The organism is Kitasatospora sp. NPDC058243, from assembly GCF_042882025.1.
Taxonomy (GTDB): Bacteria; Actinomycetota; Actinomycetes; order Streptomycetales; family Streptomycetaceae; genus Kitasatospora.
Genome location: NZ_JBHVWW010000019.1, coordinates 24,319 through 42,941 on the forward strand (window position 1 = coordinate 24,319; position 18,623 = coordinate 42,941).

The 18,623-nt window shown below is 73.8% G+C and carries 11 protein-coding genes; 2 read left to right on the forward strand and 9 right to left on the reverse strand.

The window, feature by feature from the left end:
- Positions 1–18: 18 nt before the first annotated feature.
- From ACFVX9_RS15350 to ACFVX9_RS15390, 9 genes are all read right to left on the reverse strand, one after another.
- Positions 19–4,731: an amino acid adenylation domain-containing protein gene (locus ACFVX9_RS15350; RefSeq protein WP_387981978.1), complete on the reverse strand. Its 4,713-nt coding sequence runs from the start codon at positions 4,729–4,731 to the stop codon at positions 19–21.
- A gap of 229 nt (positions 4,732–4,960) precedes the next feature.
- The gene (locus tag ACFVX9_RS15355; protein WP_387981980.1) at positions 4,961–6,232 is read right to left on the reverse strand and encodes a glutamate synthase-related protein; all 1,272 of its coding nucleotides are present in this window, start codon (positions 6,230–6,232) and stop codon (positions 4,961–4,963) included.
- Entirely contained in the window at positions 6,229–7,221 is a 993-nt protein-coding gene (locus tag ACFVX9_RS15360; RefSeq protein ID WP_380376833.1) for an asparagine synthetase A, read from the reverse strand. Before ACFVX9_RS15360 ends, ACFVX9_RS15355 begins: the two co-directional genes overlap by 4 nt.
- 129 nt (positions 7,222–7,350) lie before the next feature.
- Positions 7,351–8,640: a methylaspartate mutase gene (locus tag ACFVX9_RS15365; protein ID WP_380483957.1), complete on the reverse strand. Its 1,290-nt coding sequence runs from the start codon at positions 8,638–8,640 to the stop codon at positions 7,351–7,353.
- Positions 8,637–9,038 (reverse strand): cobalamin B12-binding domain-containing protein, encoded by a 402-nt coding sequence (locus ACFVX9_RS15370; RefSeq protein ID WP_380343369.1) that lies wholly within the window; start codon positions 9,036–9,038, stop codon positions 8,637–8,639. The genes ACFVX9_RS15365 and ACFVX9_RS15370 overlap by 4 nt, the downstream gene beginning before the upstream one ends.
- 239 nt (positions 9,039–9,277) lie before the next feature.
- Positions 9,278–10,573 carry a helix-turn-helix domain-containing protein gene (locus tag ACFVX9_RS15375; RefSeq protein ID WP_380376838.1) on the reverse strand — a complete coding sequence of 432 codons (1,296 nt, stop codon included), beginning with the start codon at positions 10,571–10,573 and terminating at the stop codon, positions 9,278–9,280.
- 263 nt (positions 10,574–10,836) lie between these two features.
- Entirely contained in the window at positions 10,837–11,289 is a 453-nt protein-coding gene (locus ACFVX9_RS15380; protein ID WP_380376841.1) for a MarR family winged helix-turn-helix transcriptional regulator, read from the reverse strand.
- Entirely contained in the window at positions 11,289–12,767 is a 1,479-nt protein-coding gene (locus tag ACFVX9_RS15385; RefSeq protein ID WP_387981982.1) for an MFS transporter, read from the reverse strand. The genes ACFVX9_RS15380 and ACFVX9_RS15385 overlap by 1 nt, the downstream gene beginning before the upstream one ends.
- A 132-nt stretch (positions 12,768–12,899) precedes the next feature.
- Positions 12,900–13,565, reverse strand: a complete 666-nt coding sequence (locus ACFVX9_RS15390; RefSeq protein ID WP_380376847.1) for a PAS domain-containing protein — start codon at positions 13,563–13,565, stop codon at positions 12,900–12,902.
- A 174-nt stretch (positions 13,566–13,739) separates the two neighbouring features.
- On the opposite strand from ACFVX9_RS15390, the gene ACFVX9_RS15395 reads away from it, so the two are divergent.
- Positions 13,740–17,063, forward strand: coding sequence for a cytochrome P450 (locus ACFVX9_RS15395; RefSeq protein ID WP_387981984.1), 3,324 nt, complete (start codon positions 13,740–13,742; stop codon positions 17,061–17,063).
- Positions 17,064–17,266: 203 nt separating this feature from the next.
- Positions 17,267–18,523: a hypothetical protein gene (locus tag ACFVX9_RS15400; RefSeq protein ID WP_387981986.1), complete on the forward strand. Its 1,257-nt coding sequence runs from the start codon at positions 17,267–17,269 to the stop codon at positions 18,521–18,523.
- Positions 18,524–18,623 lie beyond the last annotated feature (100 nt).

The following is an 18,623-nucleotide window of genomic DNA, read 5'->3' on the forward strand; positions in this document are numbered from 1 at the left end:
CGTGTGCGGTGCGGCCCGTCATCGGGCGGCCAGCCGTTCGGCGATGGCGCTCACGGTCCTGGCCCGGAACACCAGTTGCGGGGGGACGCGGGTGCCGGTCTCCCGGGACAGCCGCATCGCGACCCGGACGGCGGCCAGCGAGTTGCCGCCGATCCGGAAGAAGTTGTCCTCCCGGCCGACCTCGGTGAGGTCGAGGACCTCGCACATGGCCTCGGCGACCAGCCGTTCGGCTTCGGTCAGCGGGTCGCGGGCGGCGGCCCGGCGCCCGGCGGGGGCGGGCAGCGCCTTCCGGTCGACCTTGCCGTTGTGGTTGAGCGGCAGGGCGTCCAGGACGTCCAGGGTGGCTGGCACCATGTGCTCGGGCAGCAGGCCGGCCAGGTGGTCGAGGAGCACCTCCGGGTCCGGCGCGTCGGCCCCGACGGTGACGTAGGCGGCCAGGCGGTGGTCGCCCGGGGCGGGTTCGTGGACGGTGACGGCGGCCTCCTGGACGGCGGGGTGCCGGGTGAGCGCGTCCTCGATCTCGCCGGGCTCGACCCGGAAGCCGCGGATCTTGACCTGGTCGTCGATCCGGCCGGTGACCTCCAGCAGGCCCCCGGCGCTGACGTAGCCGAGGTCCCCGGTGCGGTAGATGCGCTCGCCGGGGGCGCCGAACGGGGAGGCGACGAAGCGCTCGGCGGTGAGGCCGGGCCGGCCGAGGTAGCCGTAGGCGAGACCGCCGCCGGAGGCGTACAGCTCGCCGGTCACGCCGGGCTCGACGGGGCGCAGCAGCTCGTCCAGGACGAGGATGCCCTTGCCGTTCAGCGCGACGCCGATCGGGACGGAGCTGCCGGTGACGTCCTCCGGGCCGACCTGGTGGCAGGTGGTCAGGCCGAGGCTCTCGACCGGGCCGTAGCCGTTGGCGACCACCAGGCCGGGGTAGGCCTCCAGGGCCTTGGCCACATGGGTGACGGAGGCCCGCTCGCCGGCGGTGATGGCCAGCTTGAGGCCGTCGTAGGTCTCCGGGAGCTCCTCCAGCAGGAAGTTGAACAGGCTGGCGGAGAGCTGGAGTTCGGTGACGCCGTGGCGGCGGGTCAGCTCGGCGATGGCCTGCGGGTCGGGGCGCTGGCCGGGCTGCAGGACGCACGCTCCGCCGAAGCAGAGCGCGCCGTAGAGCTCCAGCGCGAAGGCGTCCCAGGAAACCGGCGAGCACTGCAGCCAGACCTCGTCCGGGCCGAAGCGGGCGTAGTCCTGGCCGAGGTAGGTGGTGGTGAGCGCGCGGTGCGGGACGGCCGCGCCCTTGGGGCGGCCGGTGGAGCCGGAGGTGAACATCACGCAGGCGAGGTCGCCGCCGTCGACCGGCAGGCCGAGGTCGTGCGCCGCGCACCGGGCCAGTTCGGCGGCCGCGGCGTCCAGGTCCACCTGGCGCCGGACGGCGAACGGCACGGTGGCGTGGCCGTGGGTGATCACCGTGGCGGCGCCGGTGTCGGCGACCGCGCCGGCCAGCCGCTCGGCCGGGAAGTCCGGGTCGAGCAGGGTGTAGGCGGCGCCGGTCTTGAGGGCGGCCAGCAGCGCGGTGACCATCTCCGGCCCGCGCTCGGCGAGTACGGCGACGGTGTCGCCGCGGCCGATGCCGAGGCCCACCAGGTGGCGGGCCAGCCGGTTCGCGGCGGCGTTCAGCTCGCCGTACGGGACGGTCCGTTCACCGGAGATCAGGGCGGTGGCCTGCGGGGCCCGGGCGGCCTGCGCCTCGAACAGGGCGTGCCCCGGCACCTCCAGGGCGGCGGCCAGGGTGCCCAGCCACTGCTCGCACAGGCCGGCCATGGTGGCGGCCTCGAAGAGGTCGCTGTCGTACTCGAAGCGGCCGGTGAAGCCGGTGCCGCGGTCGTCCACCGAGACGGACAGGTCGAAGCGGGAGACGGGGTTGGAGTGCAGTTCGCGGGTGACCTCGCAGCCGCCGACGGTCAGCGGGCGGGTGTCCAGCGGGTGCAGTTCCAGCAGCACCTGGCACAGCGGGTTGCGGTCCTCGGGGCGCTCCTCCACCACCGCGTTCGCGATGTCGTCGAAGGGCACCTCCTGGTGCCGGTAGCCGGCGATCGACACCTCGCGCACGTGCCGGACCAGCTCGCGGAAGGAGACGCCCTCCTCGACCTTCAGGCGCAGCGGCAGCAGGTTGACGAAGTAGCCGATCAGGCCGTCGAGTTCGGCCCGGCCACGGACGTTCACCGGCGAGCCGAGCACCAGGTCGCACTGCCCGGAGCGGCGGTGCAGGGTGAGCGCCAGCCCGGCGAGCAGCACCATGAACGGGGTGGCGTCCTCGCTGCGGGCGAGCGCCCGGACGGCCCCGGCCACCGGATCCGCCATCGCGAAGCGGTGGAACGCGCCACGGAAGGCCTGCTCCTCGGGGCGGGGGCGGTCCGGCACCAGCGCGTCGGCGTCCGGCGCGTCGGCCAACTGCTCGCGCCAGTAATCGAGTTGCCGCTCGGCGGTGTCGTCCTGGTACTGCCAGGCCGCGTAGTCGCCGTACTGGACGGCGAGTTCCGGCAGTTCGGCCGGGCGCCCCTCGGCCGCCGCGGCGTACAGCTCCTGGAGTTCGGCCTCCAGCACCGGCAGCGAGCCCTCGTCCCAGACGATGTGGTGGAGGAGCAGCAGCAGCGTGGTCGCCCCGGCGGCCCGGAAGACCCGCGCCCGCACCAGCGGCCCGGCCTCCAGGTCGAAGGGCTCCAGCGCGGCCTCGGCCACCAGGTCGTCCACCTGGCCGGCGGTGGTCTCGGTGAGCGTGAACGGCAGCTCCACGGCCGGGTGGACGACCTGGCGCGGGCCGTTCTCGGCGAGCTCGAAGGTCGTCCGCAGGCTCTCGTGCCGCGCCACCACCCCGGCCAGCGCCTGGCGCAGCAGCTCGGGGTCGACCGGCCCGGCGAACCGGAACACCCAGGGCACCACGTAGGTCGGCGCGTCCGGGTTCCACTGGTCGAGGAACCAGAGGCCGCGCTGGAACTTGGACAGCGGGGCCTCGGCGGCGCCCGAGCGGACCAGCGCCGGGCGCTCACCGCCGGAGGCGGCGGTCACCGCGGCGGCGAACTCCGCCAGCGTCGGCGCGTCGAAGATGGTGTACGGGGACACCATGCCGAAGACGTCGAAGACCCGACCCACCACCCGCACGGCCGTCAGCGAATCGCCACCCAGGTGGAAGAAGTTGTCGTCCGCCCCGACCTCGGGCACCCCTAGCACGTCCGCCCAGACCGCCGCGATCAGCTGCTCGGCGGGCGTGCGCGGCGGGCGGCCGGTCGGCTGGCCCTCGGGGGCTGCCTGCGGCTCGGGCAGGGCCTGGCGGTCCACCTTGCCGCCGCCGGTCAGCGGGAAGGCGTCCAGCGCGGTGAGCGTCGCCGGGATCATGTGCTCGGGCAGCCGCTCGGCCAGCCAGGCCCGCGCCTCGGCGTACTGCGGCGCGGCGCCGGTCAGGTAGCCGGCCAGCCGGCCCTCGCGCGCCACCACCACACAGCCGGTGACGCCCGGGTACCCGGCCAGCACCTGCTCGATCTCGCCCGGCTCGACCCGGAAGCCGCGGACCTTCACCTGGTGGTCGCTGCGGCCGACGAACTCCAGCGGGCCGTCCTCGGTCGTGCGGCGCACCACGTCGCCGGTGCGGTACATCCGCGCGCCGGGAGCGCCGCTCGGCGCTGCGGGCGCCGCCCCGCCCGGGTCCGCGAACGGGTCCACGAACGGGTCCGCGACGAAGCGGTCGGCGGTCAGGCCCGGGCGGCCGAGGTAGCCGGAGGCCAGCAGCGGCCCGCCGACGTACAGTTCGCCGGCCGTGCCGGGCGGCACCGGACGCAGCCGCTCGTCGAGCACGTAGAGCCGCCGCCCGCCGAGCGCGGTCCCGATCGGCACACCCGCCTCGGGCTGCTCGCCCGCGAGCCGGTGGGTGGTGGCGGTGACCACGGTCTCGGTCGGTCCGTACGCGTTCAGCAGCGGCACCCCGGTCGCGGCCCACCAGGCGGCGGCGGTGGCGGGCTCCAGCTTGTCGCTGCCCGAGATCATCAGCCGCAGGGTGCGCGGCACCCGGCCGCCCAGGGCCGCCACCACGTCCTGGAAGTAGCCGGCGGCCAGGTTGGCGACGGTGACGCCCTCGGCGTCCAGCAGGTCCAGCAGTTCGGCCGGGGAGAGGAGTTGGTGCTCCGGGAGGACCAGGCAGGCCCCGGCGGACAGCGCGCCGAGCACCTGCTCCACGGCCACGTCCACCGTCGGACGGGCGAACTGCAGCACCACGTCCTGCTCGGTCAGGCCGAAGGTCCGGACGGCGGCGGCCAGGTGGCCGGTGAGCGCGGCGAGCGGGACGTGCACGCCCTTCGGGCGGCCGGTGGTGCCGGAGGTGTAGATGACGTAGCCGGCAGCGGCACCGGCTGCGGCACTGCGCCCGGTGAGCTCGGTGAGCTCCTCGCCGCCGAGGGCGAGGGAGGCCCCGGCGTCCTCGGTGATCCAGCGGTTGCGCTCCTCCGGGGCCTCCCGGTCCAGCGGCAGGTAGGTGGCGCCGGCCCGCAGGACCGCCAGCAGCGCGACCACGTGGTCCAGCCGGTCGCGGCCGGTGACGGCGACCGTCCCCCCGGGGGCGAGCCGGGCGGCGAGCGCGGCGGTCAGGCCGTCCAGCTCCCGGTAGCTGACGGTCCGGCCGCCGGTGCGGACGGCCGGCCGCTCCGGAAAGCGGCGGACGGCGGAGGCGAACGGCTCGAAAGCGGGCGGCTCGAAAGCGGACACCGTTATTTCAGGCACCGTGATTTCGGGCGCCGCGCTTTCGGGCGCAGCATTCTCAGTAGGGAAACCGCGAGAGGACATCATCCAGCCCCAGAAGTGAGATGAATCGGCGACGAGTTCGACGATAGGGGCAATTCGACGGCCCTATCGGCAGGAAAGGAGGAAGGAAATCGGCAGTTTTCCGCTGCCACTTTCCGGACATGCCGCAGGAATCGACCCGGGCAGGCCGGGACTACCGGCCGGCGGTGATTCCGCATTCCTCGGGGGACCAGACGTCCTCCCGGTTCAGGGCCTGCGGAGCGTACTTTCCGAGCGCGCTGATCAGCAGTCGGAGTTCCAGCGCCAGACAGTCCACGAAACGGCGGAGCCCGGATTCCCGGTCCTCCGCCACGGCGATCAGCGCCGCCCGCCCGAGGCCCACCGCACGGGCCCCCGAGGCCAGGCTCTTGACCGCTCTGGCGCCTTCCCAGATCCGCCCGGAGACCAGCAGCGAGGGCGGCGGCGCGACCGCCAGCCGGCGCAGGCACTCCGCGAGCGGCAGTCCGACGTGCGGCAGGAACACCCCGGGCGCCCAGCCGGTTCCGCCTTCGGCGCCGTCCACCACGACGGCGTCCGCCCCGGCCTCGTGCGCCACCCGGGCGGCCTCGGCCACGTCCCGGCCGGGGTAGAGCTTCACCCAGATCCGCACCCGCGGGTAGTTGTTGCGCATCAGCCGGATCTGCTGGCGCAGGATCTCCGCGGTGAAGGTGCCCGGGGTGGCGGCGCGCAGCACCCGCCCGTCGCCGAACAACGGGTCCAGCCCGAAGCGGTCGCCCAGCGCGGCGGCGGCCTCGGCCTCCAGCACCGTCATGCCGCCCAGGCCCGGTTTGGCGCCCTGGCCGACCTTCAACTCGAAGGCCAGCCGCCCGGATTCCAGCAGCGGCAGGGCGGCCGGGTCGCTGTGGACGAGGTTCCACACCTCGGCGTCGGCGTCCTCGGTGCTCTGCTGGACGGCCACGCCGCCGAGGCCGTCCGGAAGTTCTTCGGTGTAGGCGCGCAGCCGGCCGAGCAGCGTGCGGTCGGCCGCCTCGCCGAGCCGGCCGTAGCCGTTGACCGGCACCACGTTCTCGCCGATCACCATCGGGATGCCGAGTGCCCCGGCCTGCCGGCTCAGCGCCAGCCCGAGGTCACCGCCGGCGGCCCGGGTGGAGCCGGTCGCGGAGACGTACACCGGCAGCGCTGAGGCGAACCCGCCGATGACGGTGGTGAGTTCGACGTCCCGGTAGTCGGGCTCGCGGCCGAGGTCGATCAGCTTGGCCAGCCGCTGCGGCAGGAACAGCGGCGGGACGATCCGCAGCGCGTCCAGGGCGTCCGGCGGCGCCGCCCGGTCCGCCGCGCCCGGCTGGCCGGCGCCGAACAGCACGTGTCCGTACTCCTCGGCGGGCGGGAAGGCGGCGGCCGCCCCGGCGCGGGCCCGGCGCCGGACCTCCTCCTCCGGGAATCCCGGCGCGCTGAGGTCGCTCACGGGGACACCACCCCGGCGATCTTCGGGAAGGCGCTGGCCTGCCAGACGGCGTCCAGCCCGGCGACGTACCGGGTGAGCCGCTCGACCCCGATGCCGAAGCCCGCGCTGGCCGGCACGCCCTCGCGCACCAGGTCCAGGTACCAGCGGTACTTCTGCGGGTTCTCGCCGGTCTCCCGCATCCGGGTGACGATCTCCGCGTAGTCGTTGGTGCGCTGGCTGCCGCTGCACAGTTCGCCGTAGCCCTCGGGCGCCAGCAGGTCGAAGTTGCGCAGCAGGCCCGGGTCGTCGGGGTGCTCGCGGTCGTAGAAGCCGCGCGAGCCCTTCGGGTAGTCGGTGACGAAGAACGGCCGGTCCCGCCGGGCCGACAGCAACGCCTCGCCCTCCCAGTCGAGTTCGGCCTCGGGGCTCTGCGGGTGCCCGATGCCCTGGAGTTCGGCGACCGCCTCCGCGTGCCGGATGCGGCCGAAGGAGCCCTGCAGCAGTTCGGCGAAGGCCTGCGGGTCCCGGCCGAGTTCGGCGAACTCCTTGGGCAGCGCGCGGACGGTGCTGTCGACCATGTGCACCACCAGGTCCTCGGCCAGCTGGACGACGTCGTCCCGGCTCGCCCCGGCGACCTCCACGTCCAACTGGTGGAACTCGGCGAGGTGCCGGTTCGTCCCGGCGGTCTCCAGCGGTTCCAGGCGGACGTTCGGGGCGATGCAGAAGATCTTGTCGAAGGCGAGCAGCGAGGCCTGCTTGTACAGGATCGCGCTGGTCATCAGCTTGTAGCGGTGGCCGTAGAAGTCGATGTCCACCTGCTTGGAGCCGCGCGCACCGGGATCGGTGACCGGGCCGATGATCGGCGGCAGCAGTTCGGTGAAGCCCCGGCCGCGCAGGAACTCGCGGGCCGCGGTGAGCAGGTGCTGCTGGATCCGGAGCGCGCTGCGGGTGGCCGGCGCGGTCAGGTGCCGGCCCGGGTCGGTCGGCGGCAGGGGCGTGGTGTCGGGCATGGTCGGGGTCCTCTTCTCTCGTTCTCTCGTGGAGCGTGAAGCGTGAAGCGTGGTTTCTCAGCGGGCGTTTCACCGGACGTCTCACCGGGCGTCTCACCGGGCGTCTCAGCGGACGTCTCACCGGGCGTCTCACCGCGCGGCGGGCAGCCCCCGCAGTGCGGGTGCGGGCGAGCGCCCGGCCCGGTCGTCGTAGCGCTGCTGGACCTGGGAGAGCGCGGCCAGCAGCCCGGCCGAGCCGAGGATCGGCGCGCGGCCGCCCTCGGCGAGCCCGGCGATCGGCATCGAGCCGACGGCGGACCACAGCAGCCGTCCGTCCGGGCCGAGCGAGCTGCGCGTCCGCCCGGCGTTGTCGGGGTGCAGGCAGTACGGCACGTCCAGGTAGCCGGCCGCGAACGCCCGCACCAGGGCCCGCCCGAGGTCGGCGTCCAGGTCGAGCACCGCACCGATCAGCGCCCTGGCCTCGGCCTCGATCCCGGTGTCCGGCGGGGCGGCGGGCCGGGGGCGGGCGCGTTCCGCCGTGGCGGCCGCGGCGGCGGTCTCCAGCGCCCGGACGTTCTCGGCGACCGTCGGGATGCGGTGCGCCTCGGCCGTGGTCTTGACGATCAGCCGGGCGGCGCCGCCGCGCACCGCGAGCCGCGCGGCGTCCTCCAGCAGTAGCCGGGCGCCGCCGGGCGAGCGCGGGTACACGCCCATGTACGCGTACACCACGAGGTGGTGGCCGACGTCCGCGAGCAGTTCGCCCGCGATCCGGCCGAGCGCGGCCAGCGCCTCCTCGTCCTGGCGGGCGTTGGCCTGCTGGGCGTAGCTGAGCGAGATGCTGCGCAGCCCGTGCTGACGGAAGAACAGCGCCTCCAGGACGCTGATGGCGATCAGCAGCGAGGGCGGGCAGAGCTGGCCCATCATGCAGCCGCCGAAGGTCTCCAGGTGCGGATCCGCACCGAACTCCCGCATGGACGACAGCAGTTCGCAGCTGCGCTGCCAGCGGGCCACCGCCTCGTGCAGCGGGGTGCGGCCGTACGGCAGGCAGTAGGAGACCGGTCCGCCCTCGGTGGCGTCCAGGCCGGCCGCCAGCAGCGCCCCGATGATGTGCTCCGGCGCGGCCGAGCCGTGCCGGACCTGTACCGGGAAGCCCGCGTCCGCCACCCCGGCCAGGACCGCCCGGGTGACGTCGACCGGGTGGGTGGCGATCGGGTAGCCGTTGAGGCCGGCCCCGGCGGCCAGGGCCCGCCGCGCGGCGTCGAGGTCGCCGGTGCGGGTGTAGCTGTCCAGGGTGATGGTGCCGACGGTGACGGCGGCCGCCGCCCGGGTGGCGAGCAGGCCCTCCCGCATCCGGGCCGCCTGCGCCATCCCCATCCGGGGCTGGACCACCAGTGCGCCGGCCTCCGCGGCCTGCGCCACGAACGCGCCGAAGCTCGTCACAGCAGGACCCGGGAGTGCAGCCCGTCGACGAACTCGCGGAACCCGGCCACCGCGGAGTCCTCCTCGAAGACCCGGTCGAAGCCGGCCGCGAGCAGCGTGCGCTCGCGGTCGGGGTCGTCGGTTCCGGCGATGCCGAGCTTGCCGCCGATGACCGTCGGGGTGCGCCGCAGTTCCGGGCAGGCGCGCAGGGCCGGGATCACCCGCAGTCCTTCCTGGTAGCCGTGCCCGTTGACGCTGCTGACCACGATCAGGTCCGGTTCGATCCGGCGGCATTCGGAGAGCAGCAGGGCGTCGGGGACGCACGCGCCCAGGTTCGTCACCCGGTGGCCCATTTCCTCCAGCAGCAGTTGCAGGAACACCAGGTTCCAGGTGTGCGAATCCGAGGCCGTCGTCGTCACGACGACGTCCAGTCTTCTCTCTCCAGCATTTCTGTGCTCCACAATCCAGCCCTCGTCGGTAGCGATCCTCGATGGAATTCCGCCGACGCCCCAGCCGGCGGCCCGGGAATTCCGGCGCGTATTCCGCGACGGTCCAGCCCTGCGGAGAACGCTAGGAACGATCGGGCCCGGCGACCGGCAGCTCGTGCGGCAAGATGCGGGCAAGATGCGGCAGTATCACCCGGCCGGCCGCCGTGTGGTCAGCCCGCGACGGCGAGCAGCTGGACGTCCCCGGCCGGCGCGAACCGGTGCCCGGGCTCCTCCTGGAGGAGGCGGCGGCACACGTTGAGCACCGTGAAGCGCACCCCGTCGCGGGCGGGCACGCTGCGGATCAGCCCGCGCGACAGCAGTTCGTGCACCGTCGCCAGGCAGGTCTGCGGCGCCCAGCCGCTGCGGACCACCGCGTCCTCCCCCGACCAGTCGCCGGGCTCGTCCACGAGCACGTCCAGCAGGGCCCGCTGGCGCTCCGTCAACCGCTGGATCGCCGGCTCCACCTCGTCCCGGACGTCACCGCGTGTGCCGTACACCACCGGCGGTGCCGCCAGCGTGAACGGGCCGGCCGACAGCCGGGCCAGCAGCTGGGCGGTGGACTGCACCAGCGTCCACCCCGCCGCGCGCTCCAACGCCCCCGGCAGGCCGTCCAGGTGGCGGCAGAGCGCGGCCACGGCGGGGGCCTCGGAGCGCTCCAGGGTGTAGCCGGGGCGCAGCCGGCGCAGGTGCGAGAGCAGCAGCCGGACGGCGCCGATCTGCGCCAGCGCCTCCGGTTCGGCGTCGAGTTCGGGGGCCGGTACGGGCAGCGGCGCGAGCGGGACGACCTGCCCGCCGGGCAGCGGCCAGGCCTCCCGGGCGGTGATCAGCACCCGCAGCCCGGGGCAGTGGTGGAACAGCCCGTCCAGCCGGCCGGCGTCCACCCCGCCGTCGGCGCCGTCCAGCACCAGCAGGGCGGGCCGGTCGCCGATGTCCCGGACGATGTCGTCCATCCGGCCGTGCCAGGGGGCCGGGTCGCCGGCGCAGTCCACCCAGCGCACCGACCAGCAGGCGGCCAGGTGCAGGCGGCGGGCCACCTCCAGGGCGAGCCGGGTCTTGCCGACCCCGCCGAGCCCCACCAGCGAGACCAGCCGGTCCCCGTGCACGGCGAAGGCGTCGGACAGCACCTCGGCCTCCATCTCCCGGCCGACGATGGCCCCGCGCGCCACCGGCGGGGCGACCGGCGCCACGGCCGCCGGCTCATCGGCGAGCGGGTGCCGACGGGCGGCCTCCTCGAAGTCCGTCCGGCTGCGGCCCTCCAGCCGCAGCGCGTCCGCCAGCAGCCGGACGGTCTCGTTCCGCGGCCTTCTGACTCGGCCGCTCTCCATGTCCCGGATCGCCCGCACGCTCAGGGTGGCGTGATCGGCCAGGCACTGTTGGGTCAGGCCGATCCGCTCGCGCCGTACCCTCAACTGCTCGCCGAAGCCCGCCGCCGGCCTCACCGCTTGCACCCACTGCCCGCCGTCCATGCCTCGTCTGCCCTTCGTGGTCCGGACTCCTGATGGGGGTCGGGACCGGTGGCGGCATCAGCGCTGGGCACCCGCGCGGTCCGTGGTCCGACCGCGTGGGTCCCGGTGGTCAGGCTGTGGCCTCCGAACCGGTCCCCTCCGGTTCCAGATGCTGCAGGCTTGCCGTCTACGCCCGATCAACGGCCGATCACCGGCCCCACCCACGACCTTCACGCTGGCCTCACAGCCCGTCGGCGGCCATGACGGCACCCGCCCCGGGGGGTTCAGTCCAGGAGCTTCGCCAGGACGCGGTCGAGCGCCTGGATGTCCTCCGGGGGCAGGGCGAGCAGGTCGTCGGGCGGGGTGGTGAGGATCCTGGCGGCGAGGGCGGCCTTCGCCTGGCCCTCCTCGGTCAGATGGACCAGCTTGGACCGGCGATCGGCGGGATTGGTGACGCGTTCGGCGAGGCCGCGCCGCACCAGGTCGTCGACGATGACGGTGGTGTAGGGCGGGTCGCTGCCCAGCCGCTCGGCCAGGTCCCGCAGGGTGATCGGGTCGGCGCCGAGGCGGCGCAGCGCCCTGACCCGGCTGAAGCTCATGCCGAGGGCTTCGGCGACGGTCTTGCGGCGGTCGTAGCGCTCCAGGACGAGCGCGTTCAGCCCCTGCCAGACCCTGGTCGCCGTGCTGGTGGCGGCCTCGTCCCCCTCGTGGTGCTCGCCGGTGTGCGGGCGGTCCATCAGGTGTTCACCGTCTCCTTCGTCTCCCTCGTCCCCGGCGCCTCCGGTGTCTCAGGCGTCTCCTCGGCGGCGAGCCGCTCCGCCGTGCGCAGGGCCGTCTCCCGGGCCCAGCGGCCGGAAGTGAGCGTACCCGTGACCAGCACGACAGCGCCGCAGCCTGCGATGATCCACCACGCCGTCCGCCCGGCGTCGGTGAAGGCCGCCGTGTGCGCGTACGCGCCGCCCGCCATCAGGGCGCCGACGACGGCCACGCCGAGGGACTGGCCGATCTGCCGGCTGGTGGAGGCCACCGCGGCCGCGACACCGGCCTGCGAACGGGGCATGCCCGAAACGGCGGTGTTGGTGATGGGCGCGTTGACCAGGCCGAAGCCGGTGCCGAAGAGCAGGTACGCGACGACCAGCACGGCCGTCGGAAGGTGCTCGGAGTAGGTGAGCGCCTGGAGCACGGCGCTCGCGCACAGGGCCGCCCCGGCGAGGAGCAGGGGGATGCGCGGCCCCCGGGAGGCGACCATGCGGCCGGACAACGGTGCGGTCAGCAGCGCCGTCACCGCCATCGGCAGCATGAACAGCCCGGCGTGCAGCGGGGTGAGCCCGCGCACGTTCTGCAGGTAGAGGGAGCTGACGAACAGGAACCCGCCCAGGGAGGCGAAGGCGGCGACCGCGATCACGGTGGCGCCCGCGAACGGCGCGGACCGGAAGAACCGCAGCTCGATCAGCGGGTCGGCGCGCCTGGGCTCGTACCACAGCAGGCCCAGCAGCGCGCCCAGCGCCGCCGCCGCGCAGCCGACGACGAGCGGCGAGGTCCAGCCGCGCTCCGGCGACTCGATGATCGCGTACGTGAGCGCGGTGAGCAGGACGATGACGAGCACCTGGCCGACCGGATCGACCCGGCGGGGCCGCGGCGCCCGTGATTCCGGCACGTACCTGCGGGTCAGGAACAGCGCGGCCAGGCCGATCGGCACGTTGATCCAGAAGACGGCCCGCCAGCCGGCCGACTCGACCAGGGCGCCGCCGACGATCGGTCCGGCGGCCATGCTGATGCCCACGACGCCGCTCCACACGCCGATGGCGCGGGCACGCTGCCGGGAGTCGGTGAAGGTGTTGCTGATGATCGACATGGCGACGGGGTTCAGCATCGATCCGCCCACCGCCTGGAGCATCCGTGCGACGACGAGCCAGCCGAGCCCGGGGGCCAGGCTGCACAGCAGCGACGCCGCGGTGAAGACCACCAGTCCGATCTGGAAGACCCGGCGGCGGCCCACCCGGTCGGCGGTGGAGCCGGAGAGCATCAACAGGCTGGCCAGCACCAGCGTGTAGGCGTCGACCGTCCATTGCAGCCCGGACACCGAGGTGTGCAGGTCGCGCTGGATGGCGGGCAGGGCGACGTTCAGGATCGTGTTGTCGAGGCTGACGATCAGCAGGCTCATGCAGCAGATGGCGAGCACGAGCCAGGGCCGTCGTGGGGCGGCGTCCGGCATGGTGGGGGCTCCACAAGTATTTGTATTGTTGAAATCATTGTGAGCATATAACTAAATCACCGAACGGCCCAGCCCCGTGCAACCCAGCCCGCGCAACCCAGCCCGCCGGCCTCCCCCCGCGAGCCGCCCCCGTCATGGTCGGGGGGCCGGCTCCGGCGGCCAGGCGCCGGGGGCCAGGACGCCGGTGGCGTAGGCGCGGGCGACCAGTGCGGTGCGGTTGGGCAGCCGCCAGCGGCGGGTGAGCCGGGCGAGGTGGTAGTTGACGCCGTCCGGGGTGAGGCCGATCTCCCGGCCGATCTGGGCCGTGGTGGCGCCGCGGGCGGCGGCGGCGAGGATCCGGGCCTCGATCGGGCTCACCTCGGGGCGGGGGGCGGCCGGCGGGCCGGCGGGCCCGGTGCGGACCGGCAGCGAGAGCAGCAGGTTCGGGGCGTCCTCCGGGGTGTCGCCGACCAGGGCGACGGTCATCTCGCCACTCCGCTCGGTGCCGTCGGCGGCCGACCAGGAGACCGGCGCCGGGTACTGCGAGCGGCGGTGCAGGCGGACGGCCTCGGCGAGCGCCGGTATGGTGGCGCTGTCCCGGAGGGTGAAGAACTCCAGGATCTTCCGGTTGCGCAACTGCCCGGGCAGCAGGCCGAATTCGGCGGCCATCGCCCGGTTGACGATCATGATCCGGCCGCTGAACTCGCACACCGCCAGCGCCACCGGCACGTGGTCGAGCAACCGCAGCGTCCGGTTGCGCCAGATGACGGCGAGGTCCTGCCAGCTCTCCGCCGTCGACTCGCAGTCGGTCAGTCTCATGCCCGGCCCCTCCCGTGTACAACTTGCGCGTGCAGCAGACCTGACGGTCCGTTGACAAGTCTTCCGCGCCCGCCGCTACTGCACAAACATGTAGTCCTCGGGCCCGGGTTCCCGCCCTGATCGGGCGAGAGTGGAGGACGACGAGGTTTCTCCTGCCACGGAAGGCGACAACCCATGACCGAGACGATGACCCCGGCGGCAGCCGAGGCTGCGAATCCGGCCGGGGCCGGGCTCCCGCCCGGGACCCTGGTGCCCCGGCAGAGCCCCGCCGGGGTGCCGCTGGTCGACATCTCGTCGGCGCCGCCGATCGCCGCCCCCCTGCTGCGCACCATGGAGCTGGCCCGGCGGCACGCCCCGGCCTTCGTCCAGCGCCTGCACGGGCGGGACACCCTGATCGTCAGTGGCCTGGACCTGGTCGAGGAGCTGGCCGACGAGGAGCGGTTCACCAAGTCGATCGGACCGGCCCTGGAGAACGTCCGCGAGTTCACCGGGGACGGCCTGTTCACGGCGTACAACGCGGAGCCGAACTGGGCCAGGGCGCACGACATCCTGATGCCCGCCTTCGCGCTCGGCTCGATGCGCACCTACCACCCCGTGATGCTGCGGGTGGCCCGCCGCCTGATCGAGTCCTGGGACGGCCGGTCGGCCGCCGGGCTGGTCGTGGACGTGCCCGGCGACATGACCCGGATGACCCTGGACACCATCGGGCTGGCCGGTTTCGGCTTCGACTTCGGCTCCTTCGACCGGGAGGAGCCGCACCCCTTCGTCGAGGCGATGGTCCGCTCCCTGAACTGGGCGATGAACAAGCTCCTGCGCGACCCGGAACTCGACCACAGCGAGCCCGACCAGGCCGCCCGGGGCGACGCCCGGTACCTGGCCTCGGTGGTGGACGAGGTGATCGCCGCCCGCGCCGGCAGCCCCGAACAGGGCCCGGCCGAGGACCTGCTGGGCCTGATGCTCGACGCCGTGCACCCCGCCGACGGCAGCAGACTGGACGCCGAGAACATCCGCAACCAGGTGATCACCTTCCTGATCGCCGGCCACGAGACCACCTCGGGCGCGCTCTCCTTCGCGCTGTACTACCTCGTCAAGCACCCCGCCGTACTCCGCGAGGTCCAGCGCGAGGTGGACGCGCTCTGGGGCGACCAGGCCGATCCGGAGCCCTCGTACGAGGACATCGGCCGGCTCCGGTACACCCGGCAGGTGCTCAACGAGGCGCTGCGGCTGTGGCCGACGGCCCCCGCGTTCAGCCGCGAGGCCCGCGCGGACACCCTGCTCGGCGGCCGGATCCCGGTCCGCGCCGGGGAGCCGGTCCTGGTGGCCACGATGATGCTGCACCGCGACCCCGTCTGGGGCGACAACCCGGAGCTGTTCGACCCCTCCCGCTTCGACCCCGAGCCGGAGGCGGCCCGCTCACCGCACGCCTTCAAGCCCTTCGGCACCGGTGAACGCGCCTGCATCGGGCGGCAGTTCGCGCTGCACGAGGCGACCATGCTGCTCGGCATGCTGGTCCACCGCTACCGGCTGATCGACCACGCCGACTACCAGCTGACCATCAAGCAGACGCTCACCATCAAGCCCGACGACTTCACCCTCGCCCTCGCCCCGCGCACGCCCACGCCCCCGGCGGTGGCGGACGCGCCCGTCCGCGCCGCCGACCTGCCCGGGCGGGTCCGCCAGGGCACCGGCCTGCTGCTCCTGCACGGCTCCAACTACGGCGCCTGCCGCGAGTTCACCCGGCAGCTGGCCGACGCGGCGGCCGCGCTCGGCTGCGACACCGCCGTCGCCCCGCTGGACGCCTACGCGGACGGGCTGCCCACCGACCGGCCGGTGGTGATCACCGCCGCCTCGTACAACGGCCAGCCGACGGACGACGCGGCGGAGTTCGTCCGCCGGCTCCGGACGGCGACCGAGCAGGCCGAACAGGCCGAGGGCGGCGAGGGCGCCGCGAGCACCGCCGGGTTCGCGAAGGACGTCCGGTACGCGGTGCTCGGCATCGGCGACCGGACGTACGCCGCCACGTACCAGCGCGTGCCGACGCTGATCGACGAGGGCCTCGCCGCCCTCGGCGGCACCCGGCTGCTCGCCCGGGGCGCGGCCGACGCCTCCGGCGATCTGGCCGGGAAGGTGGCGGAGTTCACCACGGCGCTGAGCCGGGCCCTGCTGGAGCGGTACGGCGACGCCGCTGCACCCGTCGTCGCCCCCGCCCCCGGCACCGGCACCGCGCCCGCCGAGGCCGCCGCCCTGGAGACGTACACCGTGACCGAGCTGGCCGGCGGCCCGCTGGACGCCCTGGCCGCGAAGCGCCGCGTGATCGGGCTGACCGTCACGGCGGTCGGCAGCCTCACCGACCCCGCCTACCCCCGGGTCAAGCGCCTGGTCCGGCTGGCCCTGCCGGAGGGCGTCGACTACCGCACCGCGGACCACGTCTCGGTGCTGCCGGCCAACGACCCGGCCCTGGTCGAGCGCGCCGCCAAGGTGTTCGGCGCCGACCCGGATACCCTGCTCGGCATCGTGGCGAACCGGCGCACCATCCTCGCCGTGGACCGGCCGCTGACGGTCCGCGAACTGCTCACCCACCACGTCGAGTTGCAGGACCGCCCGAGCGCCGCCCAGCGCGCGACGCTGGCCGACCTCAACCCCTGCCCGCCCGAGCGGGCCGCGCTGCGGGCGCTGCCCGAGGACGACCCGCGGACGCTGCTGGACCTGGTCGAGGACCACCCGGCCCTGCGGGAGGTCCTGACCTGGCCGGTGCTGCTGGAACTGCTGCCGCCGATCCGACCCCGGATGTACTCCATCTCCACCTCGCCGACCAGCGCCCCGCGCCACGTGGACCTGATGGTCTCCGTGCTCGACGCCCCGGCCCGCTCCGGCCGGGGCTCCTTCCGGGGCGTCGGCTCCGGCTACCTCGACCGGGTGGCCGTCGGGGACACCGTGCTGGCGCGCCTCCAGCCGTGCCGCGAGACGTTCCGGATCGGCCACCGCGCTCCGGTGATCATGATCGCGGCCGGCACCGGCCTGGCGCCGTTCCGCGGCGCGGTCGCCGACCGCCGCGCCCTGCTCGCCGCCGCCACCACCGCCGACAAGGCCACCGCCGACGAGGCCACCGCCAGGGACACCGAACTCGCCCCGGCCCTGCTCTACTTCGGCTGCGACGCGCCCGACGCCGACTACCTGCACCGCGACGAACTGCTCGCCGCCGAGCAGGCCGGCGCCGTCTCGATGCGCCCGGTCTTCAGCGAACAGCCCGTCGACGGCCGGCGCTTCGTCCAGGACCGCATCGCCGCCGAGGGCTCAGAGGTCTGGAGCCTGCTCGCCGCCGGCGCCGAGGTCTACGTGTGCGGCGACGGCGCCCGGATGGCCCCGGGCGTCCGCGCCGCCTTCCGCGAGCTCTACCGGAGCCGGACCCCCGGCGCCGACGAAGGCCGGGCCCAGGCCTGGCTCCAGGGCCTGATCGACGAGCGCCGCTACGTCGAGGACGTCTACGCGGGCCGCTGAGCCCGCCCGACCGGAGGCCGGCCGCACCCACCCGGGGCGCGGCCGGCCTCCTGTCGCACACCTATCTCCCAACTCCCGTCCCATGCAAGCCTCGACACATTGTCGATCAAGGTGTTCTGATGTTCGCACCATACGTATGACTATCTGACCAGCATTTGACGGCGGGTCGGAGAAGCGGAGGAACGGTGCGGCCTGCTCGTGGCGTGGCTGTCCTGCTGGCAACGGGGGTCGTCGTGGCCCTCGGCCTGGGCACGGGAGGCCCCGACTCGAAGGGCAGACCGGCCACCGCCGGCGCCGCGCCGGAGAGCACACCCGACCCGAGCGGCACACCCTCCGACAGTCCCAGCAGCACCAACCCCACCCCGACCCCCAGCGCCACGCCGACCTGGGACGGCCAGGTCAAGGTGCTCGGCGACGGCTCCACCTCCGACACCGGCCCGCAGCCCAGACAACCCCGGCCCGAGAAGCTGAAGCCCGGTGAGAAGCCGCCGCAGTTCGTGGTGTTCTCCTGGGACGGCGCGCTGGAGGGCGACGACGAACAGTTCTCGCGCTTCCGCAAGCTGGGCACGGAGAACAACGCCCAGATGACGTTCTTCCTGAGCGGCATCTACACCCTGCCCAAGTCCAAACGCACGCTCTACCACCCGCCGCAGCACGACGCCGGCGCCTCCGCCATCGACTTCGCCACCGACGCCCACATCAAGGACACCCTGGAGCAACTGCGCCTGGCCTGGCAGGACGGGAACGAGATCGGCACCCACTTCAACGGGCACTTCTGCGGCTCCAAGGGCGGCGGCGACTGGAGCACCGAGGAGTGGAAGAGCGAGCTCGACCAGGCGATCTCCTTCGTCACCAACTGGAAGACCAACACCGGCTTCAAGAACCTCCCGCCGCTGCCCTTCGACTACACCAAGGAGGCGGTCGGCGGCCGCGCCCCCTGCCTGGAGGGCCAGAAGAACCTGCTCGCGGCCGAGAAGGCGGCCGGCTTCCGGTACGACGCCAGCTCACCGGGCGAGTTCCAGGTCTGGCCCGGCAAGAAGGACGGGATCTGGAACTTCCCGCTCCAACTGCTGCCCTACCCGGGCAAATCGGCCCAGGTCCTCTCGATGGACTTCAACTTCCTCGCCAACCAGTCCGGGGACACCACCAAGGGCGATCCGAAGAAGTACGACGCGTGGGAGAAGGAGACCCGCAACGGCTACCTCAACGGCTTCGAACGGGTCTACAACGGCAGCCGGGCCCCGCTCTTCATCGGGAACCACTTCGAGAGCTGGAACGGCGGCATCTACATGCAGGCCATCGAGGACGTGATGAAGAGCGTCTGCACCCGGGAGGGCGTCCGCTGCGTGTCCTTCCGCCAGGTCGCCGACTGGCTGGACGCCCAGGACCCCAAGGTGCTCGACCAGTTGCGCGCGCTGGACCCGGGGCAGCCGGCCGACTGGTCCCGCCTGGTCAAGTGACCAGGCCCGGGGGGGGAGGGGGGGGGCCGCCCCCCCGATCCACCCCCGTTTCTGTTGTCGGACCTTTACACCATTCGGGGACCACCTAGAAGGCGGGGTG